The sequence below is a fragment of the Acinetobacter sp. ASP199 genome, assembly GCF_022700675.1.
Taxonomy (GTDB): domain Bacteria; phylum Pseudomonadota; class Gammaproteobacteria; order Pseudomonadales; family Moraxellaceae; genus Acinetobacter.
Map to the genome: position 1 here is coordinate 2,897,449 of NZ_CP062182.1, position 20,706 is coordinate 2,918,154.

Here is a 20,706-nt window from a genome sequence, read left to right on the forward strand (position 1 = left end):
AAATTAGTAAGTTTGAGTCGCTTTGAACTTTTCAATACCCGCTTTGAATTCAGCTTCGATATCTTTGTCCCAAGCACCAGTCTCGTCAACTTTTTGCATAACTGCAGCATGTTCTGAACGGAAGTAAGAAATTAACGCAGCGTCAAAGTCTACGATTTTCTTCACTTCTACGTCAGCCATATAGCCTTCGTTAGATGCATAAACTGATACAGCTTGGTCAGCGATTGAGTATGGAGCATATTGTTTTTGCTTCATAAGCTCAGTTACGCGTTGACCGTGTTCAAGCTGTTTACGAGTTGCTTCGTCAAGGTCAGAAGCGAACTGAGCAAACGCTGCCAATTCACGGTACTGTGCAAGTGCCGTACGGATACCACCAGACAATTTCTTGATGACTTTAGTCTGCGCAGAACCACCAACACGAGATACAGAGATACCCGCGTTCACAGCAGGACGAATACCCGCGTTGAACAATGATGTTTCAAGGAAGATCTGACCATCAGTAATCGAAATTACGTTTGTTGGTACGAATGCAGATACGTCACCCGCTTGAGTTTCAATAATCGGCAATGCAGTTAATGAACCAGTTTGGCCTTTAACTTCACCGTTAGTGAATTTCTCAACGTAGTCAGCAGATACACGAGAAGCACGTTCAAGTAGACGTGAATGTAGATAGAACACGTCACCTGGGTAAGCTTCACGACCTGGTGGACGACGAAGAAGCAATGAAATTTGACGATATGCTACAGCTTGTTTAGACAAGTCATCATAAATGATAAGCGCATCTTCACCGCGGTCACGGAAGTATTCGCCCATTGTACAGCCTGAGTACGGAGCAAGGAAAAGCATTGCTGCTGGATCCGCTGCCGCTGCTGCTACAACAGTTGTATACGCCATAGCGCCAGTTTCTTCTAGCTTGCGCACAACGTTAGCGATAGTCGATTGTTTTTGACCGATTGCTACGTATACACATTTAATGCCAGAGTTTTTCTGAGCGATGATCGCATCGATCGCCATAGCTGTTTTACCAGTCTGACGGTCACCAATGATCAACTCACGTTGACCACGGCCTACTGGGATCATTGTATCTACTGATTTATAACCAGTTTGTACAGGTTGATCCACTGATTGACGCCAAATTACGCCTGGTGCTACTTTTTCAACAGCATCAGTCAGTTTTGCATCAATTGGGCCTTTACCATCAATCGGGTTTCCAAGAGCATCTACTACACGGCCTAAAAGTTCTGGACCAACCGGAACTTCTAATACACGACCTGTGCAACGCGCTTTTTGACCTTCTTGAAGGTTTAAGTAGTTACCTAAAACAACGACGCCCACTGAATCCTGTTCTAGGTTCAGTGCCATACCGTATAAGCCGCCGTCGAATTCGATCATTTCACCGTACATTGCATCAGCAAGGCCGTGAATGCGCACAATACCGTCGGATACCATAACAATGGTACCTTCGTTTTTAGCGGTCGCGCTGGTGTCCAGATCGCCGATACGCTGTTTAATGAGCGCACTGATCTCGGATGGATTCAGTTGTTGCATTGCGCTATACCTCAATCTTTTTAAAGTTCAGTCTTCTTATATGCAATTAAGCTAGAAGACGAGTACGCATTTTTTCAAGCTTATTAAGCGCAGAATCATCTATCACTTGGTCGCCTGCACGAATAACTACACCAGCAATAAGCTCTGGTTTAACTTCTACAGAAACATTTACCGCCGCTTCGAATTTTTTCTCTAATGCGTGAGCAAGAAGTTGTTCCTGTACAGAAGTCAATGGGAATGCTGATTCAATTACAACATCCACAGTATTGTTATTCTGTGATTTGAGCTGTTCATATTCTGCTTGAATTTCAGGAAGCAAAGCCAAACGTGCGTTTTCAGCAAGCATTGTCAAAAAGTTTGACACTGCAGGCGTTTGGTCTTCGCCTAAAACTTTAGCAAAAAGTGCCACCTGCTCAGCAGGTGTCAACTCAGGGCGATTTAGATAAGCTGAAAATGCTTCGTCTTGCACCGCAGCACTGAGCAATTCAAGCGCAGTTGACCAAGAGTCAGTTGCACTTTGCTCAGAAGCGTAAGCAAATGCTGCTTTAGCGTAAGGGCGTGCCAACGTCAAGAGTTCAGCCATAATCCGCCTCTCTTAAAGTTTAGCAGCCAGCTGAGTCAGCATGGCATTGTGAGCTTCTGCGTCAACTTGCTGGCTAAGAATTTTCTCAGCGCCAGCAACTGCAAGAGCAGCCACTTGTTGACGTAATTCTTCGCGAGCAGAATTGATTTCAGTATCAACAGCTTCTTTAGCCTGTTGACGAATACGCTCACCTTCAGCTGACGCTTGAGTACGAGCTTCTTCTACCAATTGCGCTGCACGACGGTTCGCTTGTTCGATCAATTGAGCCGCTTGTGCTTTTGCCGCGTCCAGTTCAGCTTTCACTTGTGCTTGCGCATCTGCAAGGTCAGCCTTCGCTTTTTCAGCAGCATTTAAGCCATCAGCGATTTTACGCTGACGTTCACTAATCGCATTGATTAGTGGTGGCCATACAAACTTCATGCAGAATGCGACGAAAATCGCAAACGCAATCGCTTGGCCAAACAATGTGAGGTTGATATTCATTGCAAATTCCTCAAATAGTGAATTTCGGAATTAAGCTGATTAACCTACAAATGGATTAGCGAAGATGAAGAACAAGCCAATACCAACACCGATCATAGGCACAGCATCAAGAAGACCCGCGATTAAGAACATACGAGTTTGAAGTTGTGGAGCCAATTCTGGTTGACGAGCTACAGCTTCAAGGAAACGGCCGCCTAGAAGACCAAAACCAATCGCAGTACCTAAAGCACCGAAAGCGATCAAGATAGCAGATGCAATTGCAACTAGACCTAAAGTGAGTTCCATGATAATTCCTCAGAGGTTAGGTTTATACCAAATTTAAGTTAAAAAATTGTGCCCAACCATCCCGTGACAGTTAGGCAATACCATTAATGCTTTTCGCTTGCCATACTCATGTACACGATAGTCAACATCATGAAAATGAATGCTTGTAGCGTAATAATCAAAATGTGGAAAATCGCCCAAGGCACAGACAATGCCCACTGGATCCAGAACGGTAATAACGCGATAAGAATGAAGATTAACTCACCCGCATACATGTTACCGAAAAGTCGGAGAGCCAATGAAACTGGTCGCGCCAAGAAAGTAGTTAATTCCAACAATAAGTTGAATGGAATTAAAAGCACTTTAGCAACTGGATTACTTGGGTTAAATGGGTTCAGTGCCAATTCACCAACGAAGCCGCCAACACCTTTCTCACGAATACTATAGAAAATAATTAAGAAGAATACAGAAATAGACATACCTAGGGTAATGTTTGGATCTGTAGTCGGAACAATTTTAAAGTAAACCTGATGAGGGTCTACACCCAGCATAGAAGCAATCGCGTGTTGAGCTACATAAGGAATAAAGTCAACAGGGATTAAATCCATCAAGTTCATGAGGAAAATCCACACGAAAATGGTTAATGCTAAGGGTGCAATTAATCGAGACTTCCCGTGGAAGGTATCACGTACACTTGAATCTACAAACTCGATAATCATTTCGATCGCTGACTGGAACTTGGTAGGAACACCAGCATTAGCTGCTTTCGCAACCAACCAGAACAACAAACAGAAAATCAGACCTAGTCCGATAGACCAACCCATTGAATCCAAGTGAATAGCAGTGAACCCCATCTGTTGAGCTTCAGCACCGCTCTCGGCCAATTTCCATGTTCCGTCCGGCATTTTGCCATAGGTCATGTTGGTCAAGTGATGCTTGATATACTCGGTCGAAGTAAGGGCATGTTCTTCAGCAGCCATAAATCACACCTGGTCAATGTCAAAAAACTAATAGAACAAACGAATATCGCGTGCTGCTTGATATCTCGCCTGCTCCTGAAAAACTTTTCAATTTTTGCTGCGCTTAAACTCGTCTTTGTAGACGTGACACCCAAAATGGAGCGACCCACGACATGGCTTGAACGAGTATAAAACCACAAAACAATGCAACCGGGGATAACGGCTTGACATTGCTTAAAATCAAAATGAAACCAACAATCACAATTGCAAACTTACCGAGCATGCCCCTATACATGTTCGATAGAACTTGTTTGGAAGCTCGCGCGCCCGCAGCACGAAACGACTGCCAGCTAAAGTAGCAGGTCGCCAACCAACATACGAATGCACCCAAGGCTGCACTCAAGGCTGCGGTTGTGTCCTTTAGAACCCAACCCAACAACGCTGAAACGGGTATCATTACTGCTTGTAAGATGACTAAAGCTTTCGCTAATCGTCGGTCAATCAAGCGACTAGTTCGGCTCATTATTTATTCACTCACAGCAATCATGCTTGACAAGTTTAGCTGATGATTATTTTTAATCGCAGGCATTATAGAGTTACACCCCTTAACATGCAATCTTTTCCCGAGTTTAGCTTTGAAAAATTCGACGGTTCAATCGTTTCTAAACTAAGCAAAACTCGATCACTTTTTAATCATTATCGAGAATTTAGCACACATTTGCTCGTTTGATCAGCTAATTGCTGCCAGCCTTGGATAAAGTCCCCTGCCCCACTCATGCTTTCGTCTACATGCTGGAAAACTACCGGGTTCAGTTTTCTGTACTGATTGGCATTGGCATGACCTTCAGCCAGCAGACACATTTTGCTCTGTGCGCGGGTATCCTGCAGGAACTTGATCTGAGCCACAGTAGGTGACACATGCGGATCATCCGTTAGCGCCCCCATAAACTTCAGGTTCAGCGGACGCTCCAGATATTGATAGGCATCATGATATGACCAATATGGACGTGGTTTGGTAGTGGAACTATAACGTTGTGCTGTCGTCAGCATATTTTGTGCAAAGTCACGGGCATTTTTCCAGTAAGTTTCACGATACTGTGGCATTTGCTGGGAACGCAGTGCTGCAATAAAGAAACCGATGCGCACGGCATTGTTTGGATCAAGCCAGACATGCGTATCAACCGTATTTTTCAATGCTTCACCACGTGGATTACGCATAGGTAGCGCATTAATAATGCTGGAATCCAAAATTGCGATACTTTTATTACTTTCTTCGAGTACTTTTGTCAAAGGTGCTTCATGCGCCTGTCCCAACCAGATGACCAGTCCCGCATCCTGAATAGTTTTACGGTGCGCCGGGGTCAGGCTGACATCATGTCCGGTCTGATTGGCCAATAATAAAGTTGGCTGTTCTACCCCATGGGTAATTTTCTTGGCAATCAGGTAAATCGGATGCGTAGATACTACCAGACTTTGTGACCAACTAAGGGTACTCAATAAAGCCAGGGCACAAAACGCAAAGAAACGGGACATGAGAGAAAATCGCGGTAAAAATACTAAGTGTTATATTATAACAAATTCGCAAAAATACCTATGCCTGATCGAAACTGATAACGCTTCATGGTAAGATTTAAAATTCTTTTATTTTCAGTTTCGCACTTGAGGTGAACTATGGGTTCCTGTTCGCACGAACACCACAACGCATTGCACGGCGTACACGATCATCCAAACGTGGAGCAACGCCTGGCTGAAGCGGAAAGCCTGTGTGCGGCAACTGGTGCGCGACTTACGCCCTTGCGTAAGGAAGTACTCGAACTGATTTTAAATGCCTCAGGTCCAATGGGTGCCTATGACCTGCTGGCCAAGATTAAAAATAATAGTGATCGCCCTGCAGCGCCACCGACGGTGTATCGCACGCTCGACTTTTTATTAGAAAAAGGCTTTATTCATCGTCTGACTTCTATTAATGCCTATATTCCATGTTGTCATCCGCGTGAAGGCCATCAAGCCGCTTTCCTGATTTGTACTGAATGCAAAGCCGTAAAAGAAGCTTCGGCACAAGGCTTGCTGGATCAGCTGGATGCATTGGCAAACTCAGATGGTTTCAGTGCCCATCACAGCATCATTGAGATTTCAGGAATCTGTCAGCAGTGTCGAAACAAAGCCTAACTTCCACACCGCTGATTCAACTTTCCAAAATTTGGGTCAATATTGATGAGCGGGACATTTTAAAAGCCGTAGACTTTTCCTTAGAAGAAAAGGAAATCATCACGCTCATAGGTCCCAATGGCGCTGGCAAATCTACCCTGATCAAGGTGATGCTCGGAATCGTGAAACCGAAATCGGGTGAGATCAAGACGGCGCGCAAGCTGAAATTTTCCTACGTACCACAAAAATTCAATCCTTCGCATAGTTTGCCTCTACGGGTTAAAGATCTGCTGGCACTGGAAAAATGCCCTTCAGATATAAAAGCTGAAATTATCCGCGATACTGGCATTGCCAAGCTGGAAAATTCCAAAGTTCAACAGCTTTCTGGCGGTGAGCGTCAACGTGTGCTATTGGCTCGTGCCTTATTACGACAACCGGACATTCTGGTTCTGGATGAGCCAATGCAAGGTTTGGACATTCAGTCTGAAGCCGAACTGTATGAATATGTGCGCAGCCTGCCAGAAAAATATGGCTGTGCCATTCTAATGGTATCGCATGATCTGCAATGGGTGATGCAAGGCACCCATCGTGTAGTTTGCCTGAATAAACATATCTGTTGTAGCGGCCTACCGGAAAGTGTCCAACAGCATCCAGAATATCAGGCGATCTTTGGCACCAATCGGGTGTTCTATCAGCATCATCATGATCACTGTGCCCATGGTGACTCCGCGACCCCTTGTCAGCATGATGCACGACCGCATATTCACCCCGAGCCGGAAGCTTAAGCCATGATGGACTGGTTACAACTCCTTTTACCTGCATGGATTATGGGAACACTACTGGTGTTTCTGACCGCTCCGCTGGGCTGTTTGATGCTGTGGCGTCGGATGTCTTTTTTTGCCGATACCATGGCACATGGTACTTTACTGGGTGTTGCCATTGCTGGTGCCATGAGCCTGCCGCTGTGGATGGGTGTGACCTTTATTGCCCTGTTGCTGGTTGGTATTTTGTGGGTGCTGTACGATCCTCGCCTACCAAATGATGCTTTGCTTGCACTCTGCTCAGCCACCCTGCTCTGTTCAGGCTTATTGTTCATTCAACATTTACCAAGTTTAAGACCAGAACTACTCAGTTATCTATTCGGTGATTTGCTGACCATTTCTTGGAATGATTTACCCACTTTTGCTGTGGTGATTATTGTTGCACTGGCTGTGATTTATAAAAGCTGGCAGGCACAGATCCAGATTGCCATTGATCCCGACATGGCTATCAGTGAAGGCGTGAATGCCAAATTACAACGCTTGATCTTTATGTTGTTACTGGCACTGTTTACCGTATTGGCACTTCGAGCGGTAGGTTCATTACTCATGGGTGCACTTCTGGTCATTCCAGCACTGACGGCTCGCCTGCTGGCAAATTCACCGAAACAAATGGTGATCTGGGCTTTTGTAATTGCTCAGATTGGGGTGACGATTGGCCTATGGTCAAGTGCAGGGCTAAATACTTCAACCGGCCTGACCATTGTACTCACCATGTCGGTGCTGTTTGCCCTGATCTTCTGTGTACAGAAGTTTAAGAAACTGAGTTAAGTCATCATGAGCAAACGCTACTTGATTAGTGCCTGTTTGCTCGGTCATAAAGTCCGTTACGATGGACAGGATTGCCTGCTCAAGGAACTGCTGCAACATCTACTACCTGATCAATATGTCAGTCTATGTCCTGAAATTAGCGGTGGTTTAGCCATCCCCCGCCCTCCTGCCGAGATTCAATCTGGTAATGGTCGCGATGTGCTGCTGCATCAAGCTAATGTCGTAGATATAAATGGTACAGACGTTTCAGAAGCTTTTATTCAAGGCGCCTATGCCACTTTAGATCTTGCTCAAAGATTTCAGGTCACACATGCCATCCTTAAAGCTCACAGCCCATCCTGCGGCAGTGACCTGATTTATGATGGATCATTCACTGGGACAAAAATTCAAGGTCAAGGCGTTACTGCTGCCCTGTTGCAACAACACGGCATTATGGTGATGACCGAACATGAGTTTTTGCAGCAGCTAAAAGTGCGACCTGAGTAAATTGACTGCCCTATTCAAAGTGACAGACATAATCCACGACTTCTCTGCATAACAGTTTAAACCGGCTATGTTTAGGTACATAGAAAGATTGTCCTGGTACATAACGCTGATAATGCTCATCCTCACCGATCTGCACCAGACATTCACCCGCAATAATTTCCAGACGTTCTGCTACAGCAGTTTTAAATACGATCGGCTGTTCTGTCGGTAAAAACACACCGAGAGTCTTTTGGGTACCATCTGGAAGCTGAATACAATGACTAATACAACAGCCATACTCGTGGATGGTTGGCTTTTTAATAATAGACACGAAGTCAAATTGGCCTGACATAGGAATACCTCTTTTTATTATTTTTATGTTTTGTATTCAAAAGCTAGCGACATCACATTGTTTTTATTTTTGTGTAATCCGCCTTTACGTTTATGCCTGATGCACCAAACTGAGCAAGGTTGCAGCGCAGGCAAACAGTACGGCAAAGCTGCGATTTAATATTTTTTGTTGCTTTGCCGATGTCAATAATCTTAAAACTTTCGCTGCCAATCCGGTATAACCCGCCATCACAATCAGATCAATGGTGACCATGGTTGCTGCCATAATCACATACTGAATCCACTGAGGTTTGGACAGATCCAGAAACTGTGGCAATACCGCAAGCAGGAACACAATTGCCTTTGGATTACTCATATTCACAAGAAAACCATGCAATACCAGTTTCCCAGCTGACTTACGGGTTAACTCATGCTGAATCTCAATCGACTGCATCGGCGCAGTCCACTGTAAATATGCCAGATAAAGCAGGTAACCCACGCCAAACCATTTTACCAGCAGAAATGCCCAAGGTGATGTCGCAAACAGTACCCCTGCCCCGGCAGCGACAATGGCGATTTGAACCAGCAAGGCCAGCTGCAAGCCTAAAGCATTCCAGTAGCCATGTCGAAAACCGTAATTTAGGCCACTCGACATCGAAGCAATGGCGCCCGCACCCGGGGAAATGCTAATCACCCAACAGGCCAGCATGTAGGCAAACCAAACTTGATAGGACATGAATCTGCTCGATAGAAAATTTGAAGCGTATTATATGACTTTTCAAATATATTCAGATCAAAATCTCGCTAAAATTTAATCTGAATACTATTCACCCTGTATGGCTTCAGGCACAATAATGCGATTAAATACAGGAATTTTTATTACAGGAGCCATGAATGACAGCCCAATCTGTAATTTTACCATTACCTTCAGATCATGCTCGCTTTATTGTTTTACGTCTGAAAGATCTCAGTATTGAAGATTTTAAGGAACGATTAGAACAGCTCTTTACGACACGCGATCGCCTGATTACCCAACATCCGAATGCGCAAATTAAAACGGCTGTCGCTTTTGGTCCTGAACTCTGGTCAAAACTGTATGAACAGGCCCCTGCTGGTTTTAAACAATTAGAGCCAATTCAAGGTTCATTTAATATGCCTGTGGTTCCCGCTGATGTACTGATTCATATTGCCAGTGCGCGTGCTGATATCTGTTTCGCCTTGAGTCAGTCTTTCTTCGAAGGTATTCGCGATCAGGTTGAAGTATTAGATGAACGTGTTTGTTTCCGTTACTTTGATGGCCGTGATATTACCGGTTTCATTGATGGGACTGAAAATCCGCAATTTCCGGATGATCGTGCTGAAGTAGCTTTACTCGGTGAAGATGCTGGCATTTTCCAAGACGGTTCATTCATTTTTGCGCAGCGTTATGCGCATAACCTGGATAAATGGAAAAAACTCAAAGTCGATGCTCAAGAACAAGTCATGGGTCGTACCAAACTTGAATCGATTGAACTCGAGGATGAGGTAAAACCTGCCAATGCTCACATTGCTCGTACTGTCGTTGAAGATGAGGAAGGCGAGGAAATGGAAATTCTACGCCACTCTCTGCCTTATGGAGATGGTCGTGGTGACCAAGGTCTATTCTTCATTGCTTATACCAAAGACCTGAAAATCATTGATGCCATGTTAGTACGCATGTTTGGTACATCAGGCGATGGGCTCCATGACCGCTTGCTACATTTCGTGACTCCAATGGATGGTGCGTATTACTTTGCACCAAGTGAGGAGTTGCTGGAAGAGGTTTTGGAAGGGTAAATAATAGGGCTAATTGATATCAATTAGCCCTAATCTTTTTAATTTACTATCATCAATTGCATATCTTAATTAAATACAATTTATACCTTTAATTCTTAAATCATTTTTTTCAAAGAAAGTTTTTTTCTTAGTTTTTAAACTAAAATATTCCACATTATAAAGAAGATAACCTTGCGACATGAAAGTATATTTCCCTGTTATTTTTCCATTAATCATTTCATTCATAGTTCTATAAATTTCTGGTTTAGCATTATCTCCCATATCAATACTTTTTTCTTTTATAGGTTTTGAAATTTTAATATTTTTTAAATAGGGATAATATTTTATAGAATCAATTTCGGGATAACGACTAGAAACTAATATAATTGATTTATTATCGCTTGCCAAGCAATAGTATTTTTCATTAGATTGAACATTTGAACATGAAGTTAGAGCAAAAAATATGGCGATAATTTTCTTCATAATTCTTTTATTCTCTTTTTAGCTAATAATTTTGCAGAATTTGCAGTGTAACCATATCTCTTTCTACTAACTTTATTACCTTTTTTATCTTTATTATATCCAAAAGGAAACTCTTTATCTTTACTCATTTCTAGAAATCTCTGATATCCTTTTTTGGCTTCTTCAGCACTTTTTAATTTTCCTTTTTTATATCCCTTAGGATCATTCCATAATCCCCACCCAAAACTTTCTCCTATTTTATTAGCATAAATATAACTATTTTCAAATTTTGTATAATACTCAAGATTAGCTACTACTTTTTTATCCAAGTTTCTACATTTCTTTATATTAAAAGCTACTATAGCTCTTTTATGATATTTTTCTCTATCATCAAATCCATTATATCCTCCGTTAATTAATGCACAAGTTGCTATTAGATCATTATTAATTGCATGAGGAGTTAAATTACCAGCTTTAGAATGATGCCAATACCAAACTGCAGAACCTACAGCATGTTGTTTTTCTCTAGCAATTCTATGCCTATTATTTCCTAAAAAATTTTCATTCACTGCCAACCCATATGATTCATAATTAGTTTTATAAGTTATTTGTATTAATCCCCTTCCTTTATAACCATCATAAACTTCACTTTCAGATTTACCAGCTAATCCTTCTTCCATTAGAGAATAGCTTGCAGTTTCATGCAGTGTATGTGCTATAAAATGGGCTTTTTCCAAACAGTTATTCATATTAAGTTTCTTAAACTGTTGATTTAAATATTTAAGAAAGCTTATAGCTGTAACACTAGTTGTTACTTTTTTGAATTCTTCTTCCATAATATCTCTATTACAGGCACATTCATTAACTTTTAAGTCCTTTTCTATTTCGGGTTTATTTACTGAGGTTTGGCCTCCTGTTATATCCACGTCTAATTCCAATTTATTAGAATCTTCTTTCATTCTTTTAGAGTAATAATTATTGGCTTCTAAACGCTTTCCATCTGGTTTAAATACTGTAATCTTTACTTTTTCTCCAACCATACTTTGAAGTGAAAATTTTCCATTAGAAGTATTTGAAACTTTCTTTATTCCACTTTCTAAATACAAGATTTCAATTTTAGTATTTTCAATATTGTAGTCATTTCCTAACCTGTCTACTATTTTGAAATTTGAGAGACTTTTAAAATTTTCATAAGGTTCATCTAGTTTAATTATTATTGGTATTTGGGATCCATTCCCAGAGTTAACAGAACTTTTTAAAGTAAATTCATCATTCGAAGTTAAAACCAAAATTTCAATATCTCGATTAGGTGAAGATAGGACTTCTACAATGCCCTGTTCATTTGAATTACGCTCAAATGACTTTTGACTTCCTTTAGGACGAGAGGTTACTGGGAAATTTATCAGGATTTTCTCTTTACTATCTATAATTTTAAATAAAGTTGTCACTATCCCTTTTGAAGTAGTGGTAACTTTTTTCTGTTGATATTGCTCTATACTTTTAGGTAAAGGTACTTTTACAGGGTCTTTTCTAGAAGAAACTATTGAAGAATTAATAGATCTCTTGCGAAAGTAAAAACCATCCCCATATAGATTTCATGAGATATCAGAACTTAAACCGTTTTTCAGATTCTGAATTCAAGCGCTTGGTTGGCGTACCTCGAGCAGTTTTTACCGAAATGGTCGAGGTTTTAGAAAAAGCAGAATCACTCAAAAAGAAATCAGGCCGTCCTCATACTTTAGCTATAGAGGATCAATTGTTATTAACACTCAATTACTTACGAAATTATAGCACTCAATTGGAGTTAGCAGCACACTATCATATCGCTGAAAGTAATGTGAACCGAACCATTAAAAAGGTTGAAGATGCCTTAATGAGATCAAGACGTTTTACTCTGCCAAAACGAAGCCTTACCACAACAGACGAACGCTTTAACTGGGTCATTATTGATGCGACAGAATGTTCAATAGAACGCCCGAAAAAAAAATCAGAGTAAGTTCTATAGTGGTAAAAAGAAGAAACATACGCTTAAAGCCCAAGTGATCTACCATCCTAAGAGTAAACAAATCATAGGATTAGATATATCGTATGGCAGTCAGCATGACATTAAATTGGCAAGGAAAACGGTTAAGAAATTCAAACATTGTGAATATGTTATGACTGATTTAGGGTACTACGGATTAGAGCAAGATGGCTTTAAATTATTGATGCCCATTAAGAAAAAGAAGAATTTTCCTTTATTTGAAGTTGAGAAAAAGTACAATAAAATGATTGGAAAAATACGCGTTGTGATCGAACACATTAATAGTCAATTGAAAACATTTAGAATCTTAAGTGAACGCTATCGAAATAGACGGAAAAGATTCGGTTTACGCATGAACTTAATTGCTGCACTGGTAAACCGAATCAACTTGCAATAACAACTTTCGCAAGAGGTCTAATAGTTTTAACAACAATATAATCTTTGGTATTAGGTGGTTGGGCTAGAATTTCTACAGTTCGATTCGGTGAAGCATGAAAGATAAATAGACCGTCTTGATCTGTCTTATTGATGTTCTCTCTAGATGAACCTTTATAGCGTGATTTTACCTTTAAATTGATGACATACTTTCCTGATGCATCATAAAGTTTGGATGTAATAGTGACTAACTGACTCATTACTCAGTATCCTCTTTAGTGTATACCTCATCCTCAATTTCCTCATCTTCTAGGTCCTCCAATAACTCATCGATATCCTCTTTATTTAGTTCTTGACGTAGATATGTTTGACAAGAATTAAACCCAAAAGCTATAAAATCTGTTTTTTGAGAGGTATAGAACCGTAGAGTACTTATTTGATTTACTTCATTTAGCAGGGATTTTTTGCTTTTAATTAATGTTCCCTCCTTCTTATCAACAATGAAAATTTCTTTTTCTCTTTCACAGGCAGTATTCCATTGATAATTAATTCGATTACTAAACAAAGTTTCCATTTTTGGTAGACTTATTTTTTGTTCAATAATATTTTGACCTTCTTTAAATATATGCTGCCCCGCTTTACACTCAAACTTCCCACCTGTTATTCCAAATACACCTTGTCCATTAATCTTTAACTGAGATCCACCGGCAGTAAGCAAAATTTCTTTAGGGCTTATAATTTCAATTCGATCTTCAGTTGAAATAATTTTTACTTTATGACGAGCAATTGTTTCTATTGCGTCATCTTGTGCCTGGAGTTCGACCTTTCCCTTTGCCGCAACGGCTTTTAATCCTTGTTGAGCTGCAAATAAGCTGATCTTGTCCTGAGCGTGAGCAATCAAAGATTTCTGTGTGGAAAAATTAATATTATCCGCAGCACTGTGGTTAATCTGCTGATCAGCTGAAAGATACAGGTCTTCATTAGTTGAGAGTGCAATTGAATTCGGTGCACACAGCAGCATTAAAGCTTGTTTGAAAGTTTCAGCCTTGCTTTGATCTTGCTGTTCAATCTGATCCAGAAATTTTTTTAGATGATCTAATCCTTCTAAGGGGTCTGTTTGCTGATTTTTGGCAATCTCACTTAAAGCCTTACTATGATTCAAATTTGATTCAAGCTGGCTTTTCGCAGGACTGGTATTTAAGTGATTAGCATTGGCATTTTCTTGTTTATAGGTAGAAAGAAGCAAGCCAGCTCCCGCTCTAAGTGCTCCCCATTGATCTGTTCTTAACTCAAAGCCCTCACCACGCCCGTCGCTAGCCTCATCTTCTTTTGGATGACTTAGATTTCCTAAATTTAGCTGACTGACCCCATGACTACTTTGCAGCTGTGCACTAATCTGTCCAGTTGTATCATCGAAGCGAATCTGGTTAAAACCTTCGCCATCCACCTCTTGAGAACGGATACCACTTAGTTTTTTAGTGAATGGCAACTGCCCCTTCTTATCAAACATAGTTTGATAACGTTCAGCTTCATGAATACGTCCAACAATAAAGGGACGATCAATATCTCCTTCGAAGAAATCAATCACTACAATTTCCCCGATACGCGGATGGAATCGGGCGCCATAACCTTCGCCTGCCCATGGCGTTAGCACATCTACCCAGGCCGAATCAGTGTCATTATCATTGGCGCCAGCACCACCATCATGCTGATGGTCATCATTACGGGTAAATAGAAAACGCACCTTGACCCGTCCCCACTCATCCACGTAAATGCTTTCCCCCTCCGGACCTACCACTTTCGCGTGCTGTGGATGAGCCATTGGCCGATGCTGTAACGGGTGATACTCAGGTACTACCGGAATATGGCGACGGATCAAAAAAAGCTCATTACTTTGCCGTTCATCATCTAGTACTTTCCAGCGGCTGGACTGCATGAGCTGATCCAGCTGCATCAAAATATCTTTAGGTAAATTATTCTGGTTATAGAAATGCTTCCCCAGGATTAAAAACTCGCGTTCATTGACTGGGTGCTGATCCAGTTCAGGATGATCATGTAATTCAAACCAGTAACCGACTTGTGCATCACGAACACGACTATTGGCCTTAAAATATTTAGACTGTAATGCATGATATTGATTCAACTGCTGACTGAGTTTATCCAGTTGGGTCGAGCTGGCTGATGTCGTCTGATCCTCTCCATTTAAGTCACTGGTCCAAGCTGGGCTAATGGTCCACAAATCTTCAAGATTCAGACTTTGATTATCCTGTACTTCGCTATGCTGATGGCCACTCAGCAGTACCTGACTTTCACTCTGCGCCAGCTGATCTGCCTGCCAGCGCTGGGTTTGGACAATGGTTGGATTTAAAGAGCGTTCTGCCAATAGACCAGTAATCGTGTCAAAAGGTTCGGTGGCATGGCTACGATGAAAACGGATACTACGGCGTTTTAAAGCCTGAAAATGTTGCTGATTATCAATCAAACTTAGAATCTGCGGCTGAATGGTCTGAGCTGAAGCGGATACAATAATTTCCTTTTCATCGATCAGCCAGTTCATGCCTTCACTACGCCATAAGCGGGTCAGAAACTCATAATCCGTTTCATTGGACTGCATTACAAAAGGACGAACATCGTAGTCCCGTGACAAGGCAGAAACATCCAGACTCAATCGTGCTGCAAATATGGAGCTGCGTACCTGCCATTCTTTAAATAAAATTTCACTAATATCCCGGACGCTTTTATTCATAAACACCCGGCTATTGCGACGTTTATGCCATAAGGAAGTTGCATCCTGCAGGGTCAGTTTATACAGGGTTAAAGATCCGTCGCTTTGTCCCTGGCTTGCTGTAGTGATCAAACCTGTGGTCCGGAACAATTCACCACGATCAGTGACCTGATCAACCGCGACCTGACAGCCAATAAATTGTTTTAAAGCGATATTTGCATGGGTTGAAAGACAGATCAGTTCTGCCTGCAAACCTTCATTGATCCGATGATGACCTTCAATCCGCTGAATAAAGACCTGGGTATTTAAAACCTGATTGGAAAACTGAATATGTAGGGCACGTTTTTGCAAGTTCAGCCCAAGCCCCTCAAGAAGGATATGAATATTCTTTAGCATCTTATGGTTATTTTTAAGAATTATTATGCAGCTGATTTTATAAACATTAGCCCCTATACGTCCATCAAGCTTTTTATTTCACATGATTTGGCTTTCAATTTACGTATTATTAGCACATAATTAGGAGTCAGGTCCTTGAATTTTTTATCAATAAAATTACGAATGATTTCTTTTATTTGTGATCACAATGCAGAATAGTTACTGTTAAACTGCTTGGATATACAAATTAAAAGAGCACTATGACATGCTTGATCTCCAGTCCAAATTGCCCGATCTAGGCGTGACGATTTTCAGCACCATGTCTGCCCTGGCTCAGCAACTCGGGGCACTGAATCTTTCGCAAGGGTTTCCTGATTTTCCCGCACCACCCGATCTGATTGCGGCTTTAGGACGGGCAAGTGCTTCTGGATTTAACCAGTATGCGCCTGGAGATGGCTTACCATTATTACGCGCTTTGCTGGCTGATTTATATTTACAGCGCGATCAATTGTCATTAGATCCTGCTCAGGAAATTACCATTACACCCGGGGCGACCATTGCAATCTTCTGTGCCATTCAGGCGGTGGTGCGTACGGGTGAAGAAGTTATTATTTTTGACCCAAGTTATGACAGTTATGCACCGACGGTACAGGTTTTAGGCGCCAAACCGATTCATATTGCACTGCAGCATCCGGAGTTCTCGGTGGACTGGAATCAGGTTAAAGATGCCATTAATGACCGTACCCGGATGATTATTGTGAATACGCCGCATAATCCAACCGGAAGTGTCTGGTCTAAAGCAGATTGGCAACAGCTGATTGAACTGATCCGTGACCGTAATATTGTCGTACTCTCCGATGAAGTCTATGAACATCTGGTCTTTGATGACATTCAACATCATTCAGCACTTTCTTTCCCTGAATTGCGTGAACGTAGTTTTGTCATTGGCTCCTTTGGAAAAACCTTCCATGTGACTGGCTGGAAAACCGGCTTCTGTGTAGCGACCCCGGCCTTAATGAAATTGTTCCGTCAGGTGTATCAATTTGCCAGTTTCTGCGGTGTGACTCCTGTTCAGGTAGCACTGGCTGAATATTTACAACAACATCCTGAACATATTTCCCAGCTGTCAGCTTTTTATCAGGCCAAACGTGATTTGTTTAATTCATCCATTCAGGATTCACGTTTCCAGTGGACCCCCTCGCAAGGCACCTATTTTCAGAATCTGGATTACAGCGAGATTCGACCAGACTTAGCAGATGTTGATATGTGTCAGTACCTGGCACATGAACTTGGAATCGTGGCGATTCCAGTGTCAGTATTCTATAAACAACCGCCAAAAGATTTACGTTTACTGCGTTTCTGTTTTGCCAAAAAAGAACAAACCTTGCTGCAAGCTGGCGAAATTCTTTCCAAAGTTTGATTCAAATATTTAAAGACTTAGATAGCTTTAGCCTGAGTTACCTAAAAGCTAAGGCTATTTTTCTACAAATTTCTGATAATTATTTTTTTATTCCTCTCTAATAATCAAGAACAGGACGTCCTATGGCACAGCAAGCATTGGTTCAGCAGCAAAACCTGTGGAAAACATTTTTTATTTTCCTGCTGCCGCTGGTTGTGACCAATATCCTGCAAAGCCTGTCCGGCACCATTAATACTATCTTTGTCGGGCAAATGCTGGGCGTACATGCCATTGCTGCAGTTGCAGTATTTTTCCCAATCCTGTTCTGCTTGATGGCTTTTGTGATTGGCTTATCAGCAGGTTCAACCGTTTTGGTGGGACAGGCTTGGGGAGCTAAAAACCTGGAGAAGGTCCGCTGTGTTGTTGGTTCCACCCTGTTTATGACCCTGATTGGCGGTACGCTGATTGCCCTGTTTGGTGTCATTTTCACGGAGGATATCCTTTTGCTTCTCGGGACTGATCCGGAGGTCATGCACCTGTCTCTGCCTTATGTGCAATGGATGCTTGCTGGTAGCCCACTGATTTTTATTTATATTATTTATACTTCAATCCTGCGCGGTGTGGGTGACAGCACTACTGCATTGTTTGCCTCTGCCCTGGCGATTGGAGTAGGTCTGGTGGTGACGCCCGTTCTGATTGCCGGTTATTTTGGTTTTCCCAAGATAGGGATTATTTCTCCCGCAATTGCGACTATCCTCGGTAACCTGGCAGTCCTGCTATTTCTAACATTATATTTAAATTATAAAGAACATCCCCTCAAGCCAGACTGGGCTTTGCTGAAAGATATCCGTCATCAGCCTCAGCTCAGCAAAATTATTCTGCGATTAGGCATCCCGACCGGCGTGCAGATGGTAACCACTTCAGTGGCAGGTTTGGTAATTGTGGGCTTGGTCAACCGCTATGGTGCAGAAGCGACTGCAGCTTATGGGGCCGTGAATCAGGTGCTGAATTATATCCAGTTCCCTGCACTTTCTATCGCAATTGCCGCTTCGGTTTTTGGTGCCCAAGCGATTGGTGCAGGTAAAAATGACTTACTCAATAAAGTGACGCGTACTGCCCTGAGCATGAATATTCTGTTCACAGGTAGTCTGGTGGTATTGGCCTATCTTTTCTCAAAATATTTGATGGCCCTGTTTATTACCGATCCACAGGTTGTGGTACTGGGTCAGCAGCTCCTGTTTATCGTGCTCTGGTCCATTCTGTTCTTTGGTGCCAGTGCGATTTTTGCTTCGATTATGCGGGCCAGTGGTACGGTGACGGTACCAATGATTATCAATATTATCGCTATTATCGGGATTGAAGTCCCGGCAGCTTATCTATTCAGTCGCTGGTGGGGCCTGCAAGGCATCTGGTATGGCTATGCTCTAGCTTTTGTCTGTCTATGCATCATGCAAGGACTGTATTACCAGTTTGTCTGGAAAAAGAAAACCATTGAAATGCTGATTTAAGGTGGTTGAAGTACCTGAAAATTTAGATCTTATCTATTTTTGGAAATAGATACATTTCCTGCTTAGGCTTATCCCATATTTAGTATAAGGATTTAATTTTATCGTATTTTTAAACCAGATTATTCCTTGTTATAAACCTGTTGAAATACATGATAACGACAGGATTTCAGCATGGCCAAACGACAAATTAAACTGGGTGCTTTCATTCCAACAACTTCGCAACATGCGGCAGGTTGGCGACACCCAGAGTCTCGTCCTCAGAACCATTTAAGTCTTGATTATGCAATTGAATTAGCAAAAACTGCTGAACGCGGTCTGTTTGATGCTTATTTCCTTGCCGATGGTTTGGCAGTTAACTGGAGTCATGGCGCTTCTAAGCATAATAAAAATGTAGGCTACAGTGACAAAGTCGTCGGTTTTGAACCCGTGACCTTATTTGCTGCCATTTCAGCAGTCACCAAAAATATTGGCTTTATTGCTACTGCTTCAACTACCTATGAAGAACCCTATCTATTAGCGCGCAAATATGCCTCTTTAGACCATATCAGTAAGGGCCGTGCTGCATGGAATGTTGTAACCACTATTTCTACTGAAACTGCGCGTAACTTTGGTTTTAGTGCACATCCGGATGCCCAAGTCCGTTATGAGCGTGCGGATGAATTTATTGAAATCGTGCAGAAACTCTGGGATTCCTGGGAAGATGATGCTTTCCTCTACGATAAAGAAAGCGGTCATTTCTTTGATGCCGCGAAACAGCATGAACCGCTACATAAAGGGAAATATTTTAATGTCCAAGGCGCACTCAATGTCCCTCGTCCACCACAAGGCTATCCGGTCATTGTGCAGGCAGGTCAGTCTGAAGATGGACGTGAACTGGCAGCCAAGTATGCTGAAGTCATTTTCACAGCCCAACAAAGTTTAACTGAGGCCCAAGCCTTCTATCGGGATGTTAAAGGGCGTTTAGCCAAATATGGCCGTCATGCGGATGACCTGAAAGTAATGCCAGGGGTATCGGTATTTGTCGCTAAAACCGAACAGGAAGCCAAAGAAAAATATGCATTGCTGAACAGCTTGATTCACCCGGATGTGGGTTTAGGACTTCTTTCTGGCTTAGCAGGTGATCTTGATCTTTCAAACTATGATCTGGATGCGCCTTTCCCGGAACTGGAAGGGATTGAAATCAAATCCAGTCGTCAGCAAATGATGATCAATATTGCACAGAAACATAACTTCAGTATTCGTCAGCTCTATGAATATGTTGCTTCTGCACGTGGTCACTGGACACTGATCGGGACACCTGAACAGGTCGTTGACCAGTTGCAGGAATGGTTTGAAAATGACGCTGCGGATGGCTTTAATGTGTTGCCACCGACGACACCTGCCGGCTTGAATGATTTCATCGATTTCATTGTACCGGAGTTACAACGCCGTGGCCTGTTCCGGACTGAATATGAAGGCAGTACGCTACGTGAAAACCTGGGGCTGAAACGTCCGGAAAATCAGTACCTCAGTGCTCAACATCATACAGCTGTAGCCTCTTAGACCAGTCTTTATAAAGAAGATCGGTTTTAATCACTGTTTAATTTTCTATTTTTTAGATAAAGAAAACTTGCCGCCAGTTTTGCATTTTCAAAGTTTAAATATAAAAAAGTCCGCATAAGCGGACTTTAATTTCA

General features: G+C 41.9%; 21 protein-coding genes and 1 pseudogene. 9 read left to right on the plus strand and 13 right to left on the minus strand.

Features of this window, described 5'->3' with window-relative positions; translation table 11 throughout:
• Nucleotides 1-3: 3 nt before the first annotated feature.
• The 7 genes from atpA to IHE35_RS13935 all read right to left on the minus strand — a co-directional run bounded on the left by atpA (nt 4) and on the right by IHE35_RS13935 (nt 5,370).
• Nucleotides 4-1,548, minus strand: a complete 1,545-nt coding sequence (gene atpA, locus IHE35_RS13905) for a F0F1 ATP synthase subunit alpha (protein ID WP_004814250.1) — start codon at nt 1,546-1,548, stop codon at nt 4-6.
• Nucleotides 1,549-1,594: 46 nt separating this feature from the next.
• The gene (locus IHE35_RS13910) at nt 1,595-2,131 is read right to left on the minus strand and encodes a F0F1 ATP synthase subunit delta (RefSeq protein WP_242788171.1); all 537 of its coding nucleotides are present in this window, start codon (nt 2,129-2,131) and stop codon (nt 1,595-1,597) included.
• Nucleotides 2,132-2,143: 12 nt separating this feature from the next.
• Nucleotides 2,144-2,614 carry a F0F1 ATP synthase subunit B gene (locus IHE35_RS13915; RefSeq protein WP_004814248.1) on the minus strand — a complete coding sequence of 157 codons (471 nt, stop codon included), beginning with the start codon at nt 2,612-2,614 and terminating at the stop codon, nt 2,144-2,146.
• Between the two features lie 39 nt (nt 2,615-2,653).
• Nucleotides 2,654-2,899 carry a F0F1 ATP synthase subunit C gene (gene atpE, locus IHE35_RS13920; RefSeq protein WP_000424060.1) on the minus strand — a complete coding sequence of 82 codons (246 nt, stop codon included), beginning with the start codon at nt 2,897-2,899 and terminating at the stop codon, nt 2,654-2,656.
• A gap of 83 nt (nt 2,900-2,982) precedes the next feature.
• Nucleotides 2,983-3,858 (minus strand): F0F1 ATP synthase subunit A, encoded by an 876-nt coding sequence (gene atpB / locus IHE35_RS13925; RefSeq protein ID WP_004644859.1) that lies wholly within the window; start codon nt 3,856-3,858, stop codon nt 2,983-2,985.
• 103 nt (nt 3,859-3,961) lie between these two features.
• On the minus strand, nt 3,962-4,360 hold the full coding sequence (locus IHE35_RS13930) for an ATP synthase subunit I (protein WP_004814246.1): 399 nt from the start codon (nt 4,358-4,360) through the stop codon (nt 3,962-3,964).
• A gap of 173 nt (nt 4,361-4,533) precedes the next feature.
• Complete coding sequence (locus tag IHE35_RS13935) at nt 4,534-5,370, minus strand: zinc ABC transporter substrate-binding protein (protein WP_242788172.1); 837 nt, start codon at nt 5,368-5,370, stop codon at nt 4,534-4,536.
• A gap of 138 nt (nt 5,371-5,508) precedes the next feature.
• On the opposite strand from IHE35_RS13935, the gene IHE35_RS13940 reads away from it, so the two are divergent.
• From IHE35_RS13940 to IHE35_RS13955, 4 genes are read left to right on the plus strand one after another with little or no spacing between them, the layout of a single operon-like run.
• On the plus strand, nt 5,509-6,006 hold the full coding sequence (locus IHE35_RS13940) for a transcriptional repressor (RefSeq protein WP_242788173.1): 498 nt from the start codon (nt 5,509-5,511) through the stop codon (nt 6,004-6,006).
• Complete coding sequence (znuC, locus tag IHE35_RS13945) at nt 5,988-6,770, plus strand: zinc ABC transporter ATP-binding protein ZnuC (RefSeq protein ID WP_242788174.1); 783 nt, start codon at nt 5,988-5,990, stop codon at nt 6,768-6,770. The genes IHE35_RS13940 and znuC overlap by 19 nt, the downstream gene beginning before the upstream one ends.
• Before the next feature lie 3 nt (nt 6,771-6,773).
• On the plus strand, nt 6,774-7,574 hold the full coding sequence (gene znuB, locus IHE35_RS13950; RefSeq protein ID WP_242788175.1) for a zinc ABC transporter permease subunit ZnuB: 801 nt from the start codon (nt 6,774-6,776) through the stop codon (nt 7,572-7,574).
• A 3-nt stretch (nt 7,575-7,577) separates the two neighbouring features.
• Nucleotides 7,578-8,060: a DUF523 domain-containing protein gene (locus IHE35_RS13955; RefSeq protein WP_242790027.1), complete on the plus strand. Its 483-nt coding sequence runs from the start codon at nt 7,578-7,580 to the stop codon at nt 8,058-8,060.
• Nucleotides 8,061-8,070: 10 nt separating this feature from the next.
• On the opposite strand, the gene IHE35_RS13960 is transcribed toward IHE35_RS13955, so the two are convergent.
• Together IHE35_RS13960 and IHE35_RS13965 are read right to left on the minus strand one after the other, a co-directional pair.
• The gene (locus tag IHE35_RS13960; RefSeq protein WP_242788177.1) at nt 8,071-8,391 is read right to left on the minus strand and encodes a pyrimidine/purine nucleoside phosphorylase; all 321 of its coding nucleotides are present in this window, start codon (nt 8,389-8,391) and stop codon (nt 8,071-8,073) included.
• Nucleotides 8,392-8,481: 90 nt separating this feature from the next.
• Nucleotides 8,482-9,105: a LysE family transporter gene (locus tag IHE35_RS13965; RefSeq protein ID WP_071320819.1), complete on the minus strand. Its 624-nt coding sequence runs from the start codon at nt 9,103-9,105 to the stop codon at nt 8,482-8,484.
• 158 nt (nt 9,106-9,263) lie between these two features.
• Between IHE35_RS13965 and IHE35_RS13970 the strand changes: the two genes are divergently transcribed.
• Nucleotides 9,264-10,184, plus strand: a complete 921-nt coding sequence (locus IHE35_RS13970) for a Dyp-type peroxidase (RefSeq protein WP_242788179.1) — start codon at nt 9,264-9,266, stop codon at nt 10,182-10,184.
• Between the two features lie 69 nt (nt 10,185-10,253).
• On the opposite strand, the gene IHE35_RS13975 is transcribed toward IHE35_RS13970, so the two are convergent.
• Entirely contained in the window at nt 10,254-10,646 is a 393-nt protein-coding gene (locus tag IHE35_RS13975; protein ID WP_242788180.1) for a hypothetical protein, read from the minus strand.
• The gene (locus IHE35_RS13980; protein WP_242788181.1) at nt 10,643-12,073 is read right to left on the minus strand and encodes a glycoside hydrolase family 19 protein; all 1,431 of its coding nucleotides are present in this window, start codon (nt 12,071-12,073) and stop codon (nt 10,643-10,645) included. The genes IHE35_RS13975 and IHE35_RS13980 overlap by 4 nt, the downstream gene beginning before the upstream one ends.
• 149 nt (nt 12,074-12,222) lie before the next feature.
• On the opposite strand from IHE35_RS13980, the gene IHE35_RS13985 reads away from it, so the two are divergent.
• A protein-coding gene (locus IHE35_RS13985) for an IS5 family transposase (protein WP_242786769.1) occupies nt 12,223-13,045 on the plus strand; the annotation gives its coding sequence in 2 pieces (ribosomal slippage) (nt 12,223-12,603 and nt 12,605-13,045; 822 coding nt in all).
• Between the two features lie 19 nt (nt 13,046-13,064).
• Here the strand turns inward: IHE35_RS13985 and IHE35_RS13990 are convergent.
• A pseudogene (locus IHE35_RS13990) lies at nt 13,065-13,283 on the minus strand (hypothetical protein); the annotation flags it as partial.
• Nucleotides 13,283-16,144, minus strand: coding sequence for a type VI secretion system Vgr family protein (locus IHE35_RS13995; RefSeq protein WP_242788182.1), 2,862 nt, complete (start codon nt 16,142-16,144; stop codon nt 13,283-13,285). The gene IHE35_RS13995 and the pseudogene IHE35_RS13990, both read right to left, overlap by 1 nt.
• A 244-nt stretch (nt 16,145-16,388) precedes the next feature.
• Between IHE35_RS13995 and IHE35_RS14000 the strand changes: the two genes are divergently transcribed.
• From IHE35_RS14000 to IHE35_RS14010, 3 genes are all read left to right on the plus strand, one after another.
• Nucleotides 16,389-17,543 carry a methionine aminotransferase gene (locus IHE35_RS14000; protein ID WP_242788183.1) on the plus strand — a complete coding sequence of 385 codons (1,155 nt, stop codon included), beginning with the start codon at nt 16,389-16,391 and terminating at the stop codon, nt 17,541-17,543.
• 122 nt (nt 17,544-17,665) lie between these two features.
• Nucleotides 17,666-19,030: an MATE family efflux transporter gene (locus IHE35_RS14005; RefSeq protein WP_242788184.1), complete on the plus strand. Its 1,365-nt coding sequence runs from the start codon at nt 17,666-17,668 to the stop codon at nt 19,028-19,030.
• 171 nt (nt 19,031-19,201) lie between these two features.
• The gene (locus IHE35_RS14010) at nt 19,202-20,572 is read left to right on the plus strand and encodes an LLM class flavin-dependent oxidoreductase (RefSeq protein WP_242788185.1); all 1,371 of its coding nucleotides are present in this window, start codon (nt 19,202-19,204) and stop codon (nt 20,570-20,572) included.
• Nucleotides 20,573-20,706: the final 134 nt, after the last annotated feature.

Bases quoted from the DNA above. Each gene is read 5' to 3' on its own strand.
- atpA (WP_004814250.1), bottom strand. From the start codon at position 1,548: ATGCAACAACTGAATCCATCCGAGATCAGTGCGCTCATTAAACAGCGT.
- IHE35_RS13910 (WP_242788171.1), bottom strand. From the start codon at position 2,131: ATGGCTGAACTCTTGACGTTGGCACGCCCTTACGCTAAAGCAGCATTT.
- IHE35_RS13915 (WP_004814248.1), bottom strand. From the start codon at position 2,614: ATGAATATCAACCTCACATTGTTTGGCCAAGCGATTGCGTTTGCGATT.
- atpE (WP_000424060.1), bottom strand. From the start codon at position 2,899: ATGGAACTCACTTTAGGTCTAGTTGCAATTGCATCTGCTATCTTGATC.
- atpB (WP_004644859.1), bottom strand. From the start codon at position 3,858: ATGGCTGCTGAAGAACATGCCCTTACTTCGACCGAGTATATCAAGCAT.
- IHE35_RS13930 (WP_004814246.1), bottom strand. From the start codon at position 4,360: ATGAGCCGAACTAGTCGCTTGATTGACCGACGATTAGCGAAAGCTTTA.
- IHE35_RS13935 (WP_242788172.1), bottom strand. From the start codon at position 5,370: ATGTCCCGTTTCTTTGCGTTTTGTGCCCTGGCTTTATTGAGTACCCTT.
- IHE35_RS13940 (WP_242788173.1), top strand. From the start codon at position 5,509: ATGGGTTCCTGTTCGCACGAACACCACAACGCATTGCACGGCGTACAC.
- znuB (WP_242788175.1), top strand. From the start codon at position 6,774: ATGATGGACTGGTTACAACTCCTTTTACCTGCATGGATTATGGGAACA.
- IHE35_RS13960 (WP_242788177.1), bottom strand. From the start codon at position 8,391: ATGTCAGGCCAATTTGACTTCGTGTCTATTATTAAAAAGCCAACCATC.
- IHE35_RS13965 (WP_071320819.1), bottom strand. From the start codon at position 9,105: ATGTCCTATCAAGTTTGGTTTGCCTACATGCTGGCCTGTTGGGTGATT.
- IHE35_RS13970 (WP_242788179.1), top strand. From the start codon at position 9,264: ATGACAGCCCAATCTGTAATTTTACCATTACCTTCAGATCATGCTCGC.
- IHE35_RS13975 (WP_242788180.1), bottom strand. From the start codon at position 10,646: ATGAAGAAAATTATCGCCATATTTTTTGCTCTAACTTCATGTTCAAAT.
- IHE35_RS13995 (WP_242788182.1), bottom strand. From the start codon at position 16,144: ATGCTAAAGAATATTCATATCCTTCTTGAGGGGCTTGGGCTGAACTTG.
- IHE35_RS14000 (WP_242788183.1), top strand. From the start codon at position 16,389: ATGCTTGATCTCCAGTCCAAATTGCCCGATCTAGGCGTGACGATTTTC.
- IHE35_RS14005 (WP_242788184.1), top strand. From the start codon at position 17,666: ATGGCACAGCAAGCATTGGTTCAGCAGCAAAACCTGTGGAAAACATTT.
- IHE35_RS14010 (WP_242788185.1), top strand. From the start codon at position 19,202: ATGGCCAAACGACAAATTAAACTGGGTGCTTTCATTCCAACAACTTCG.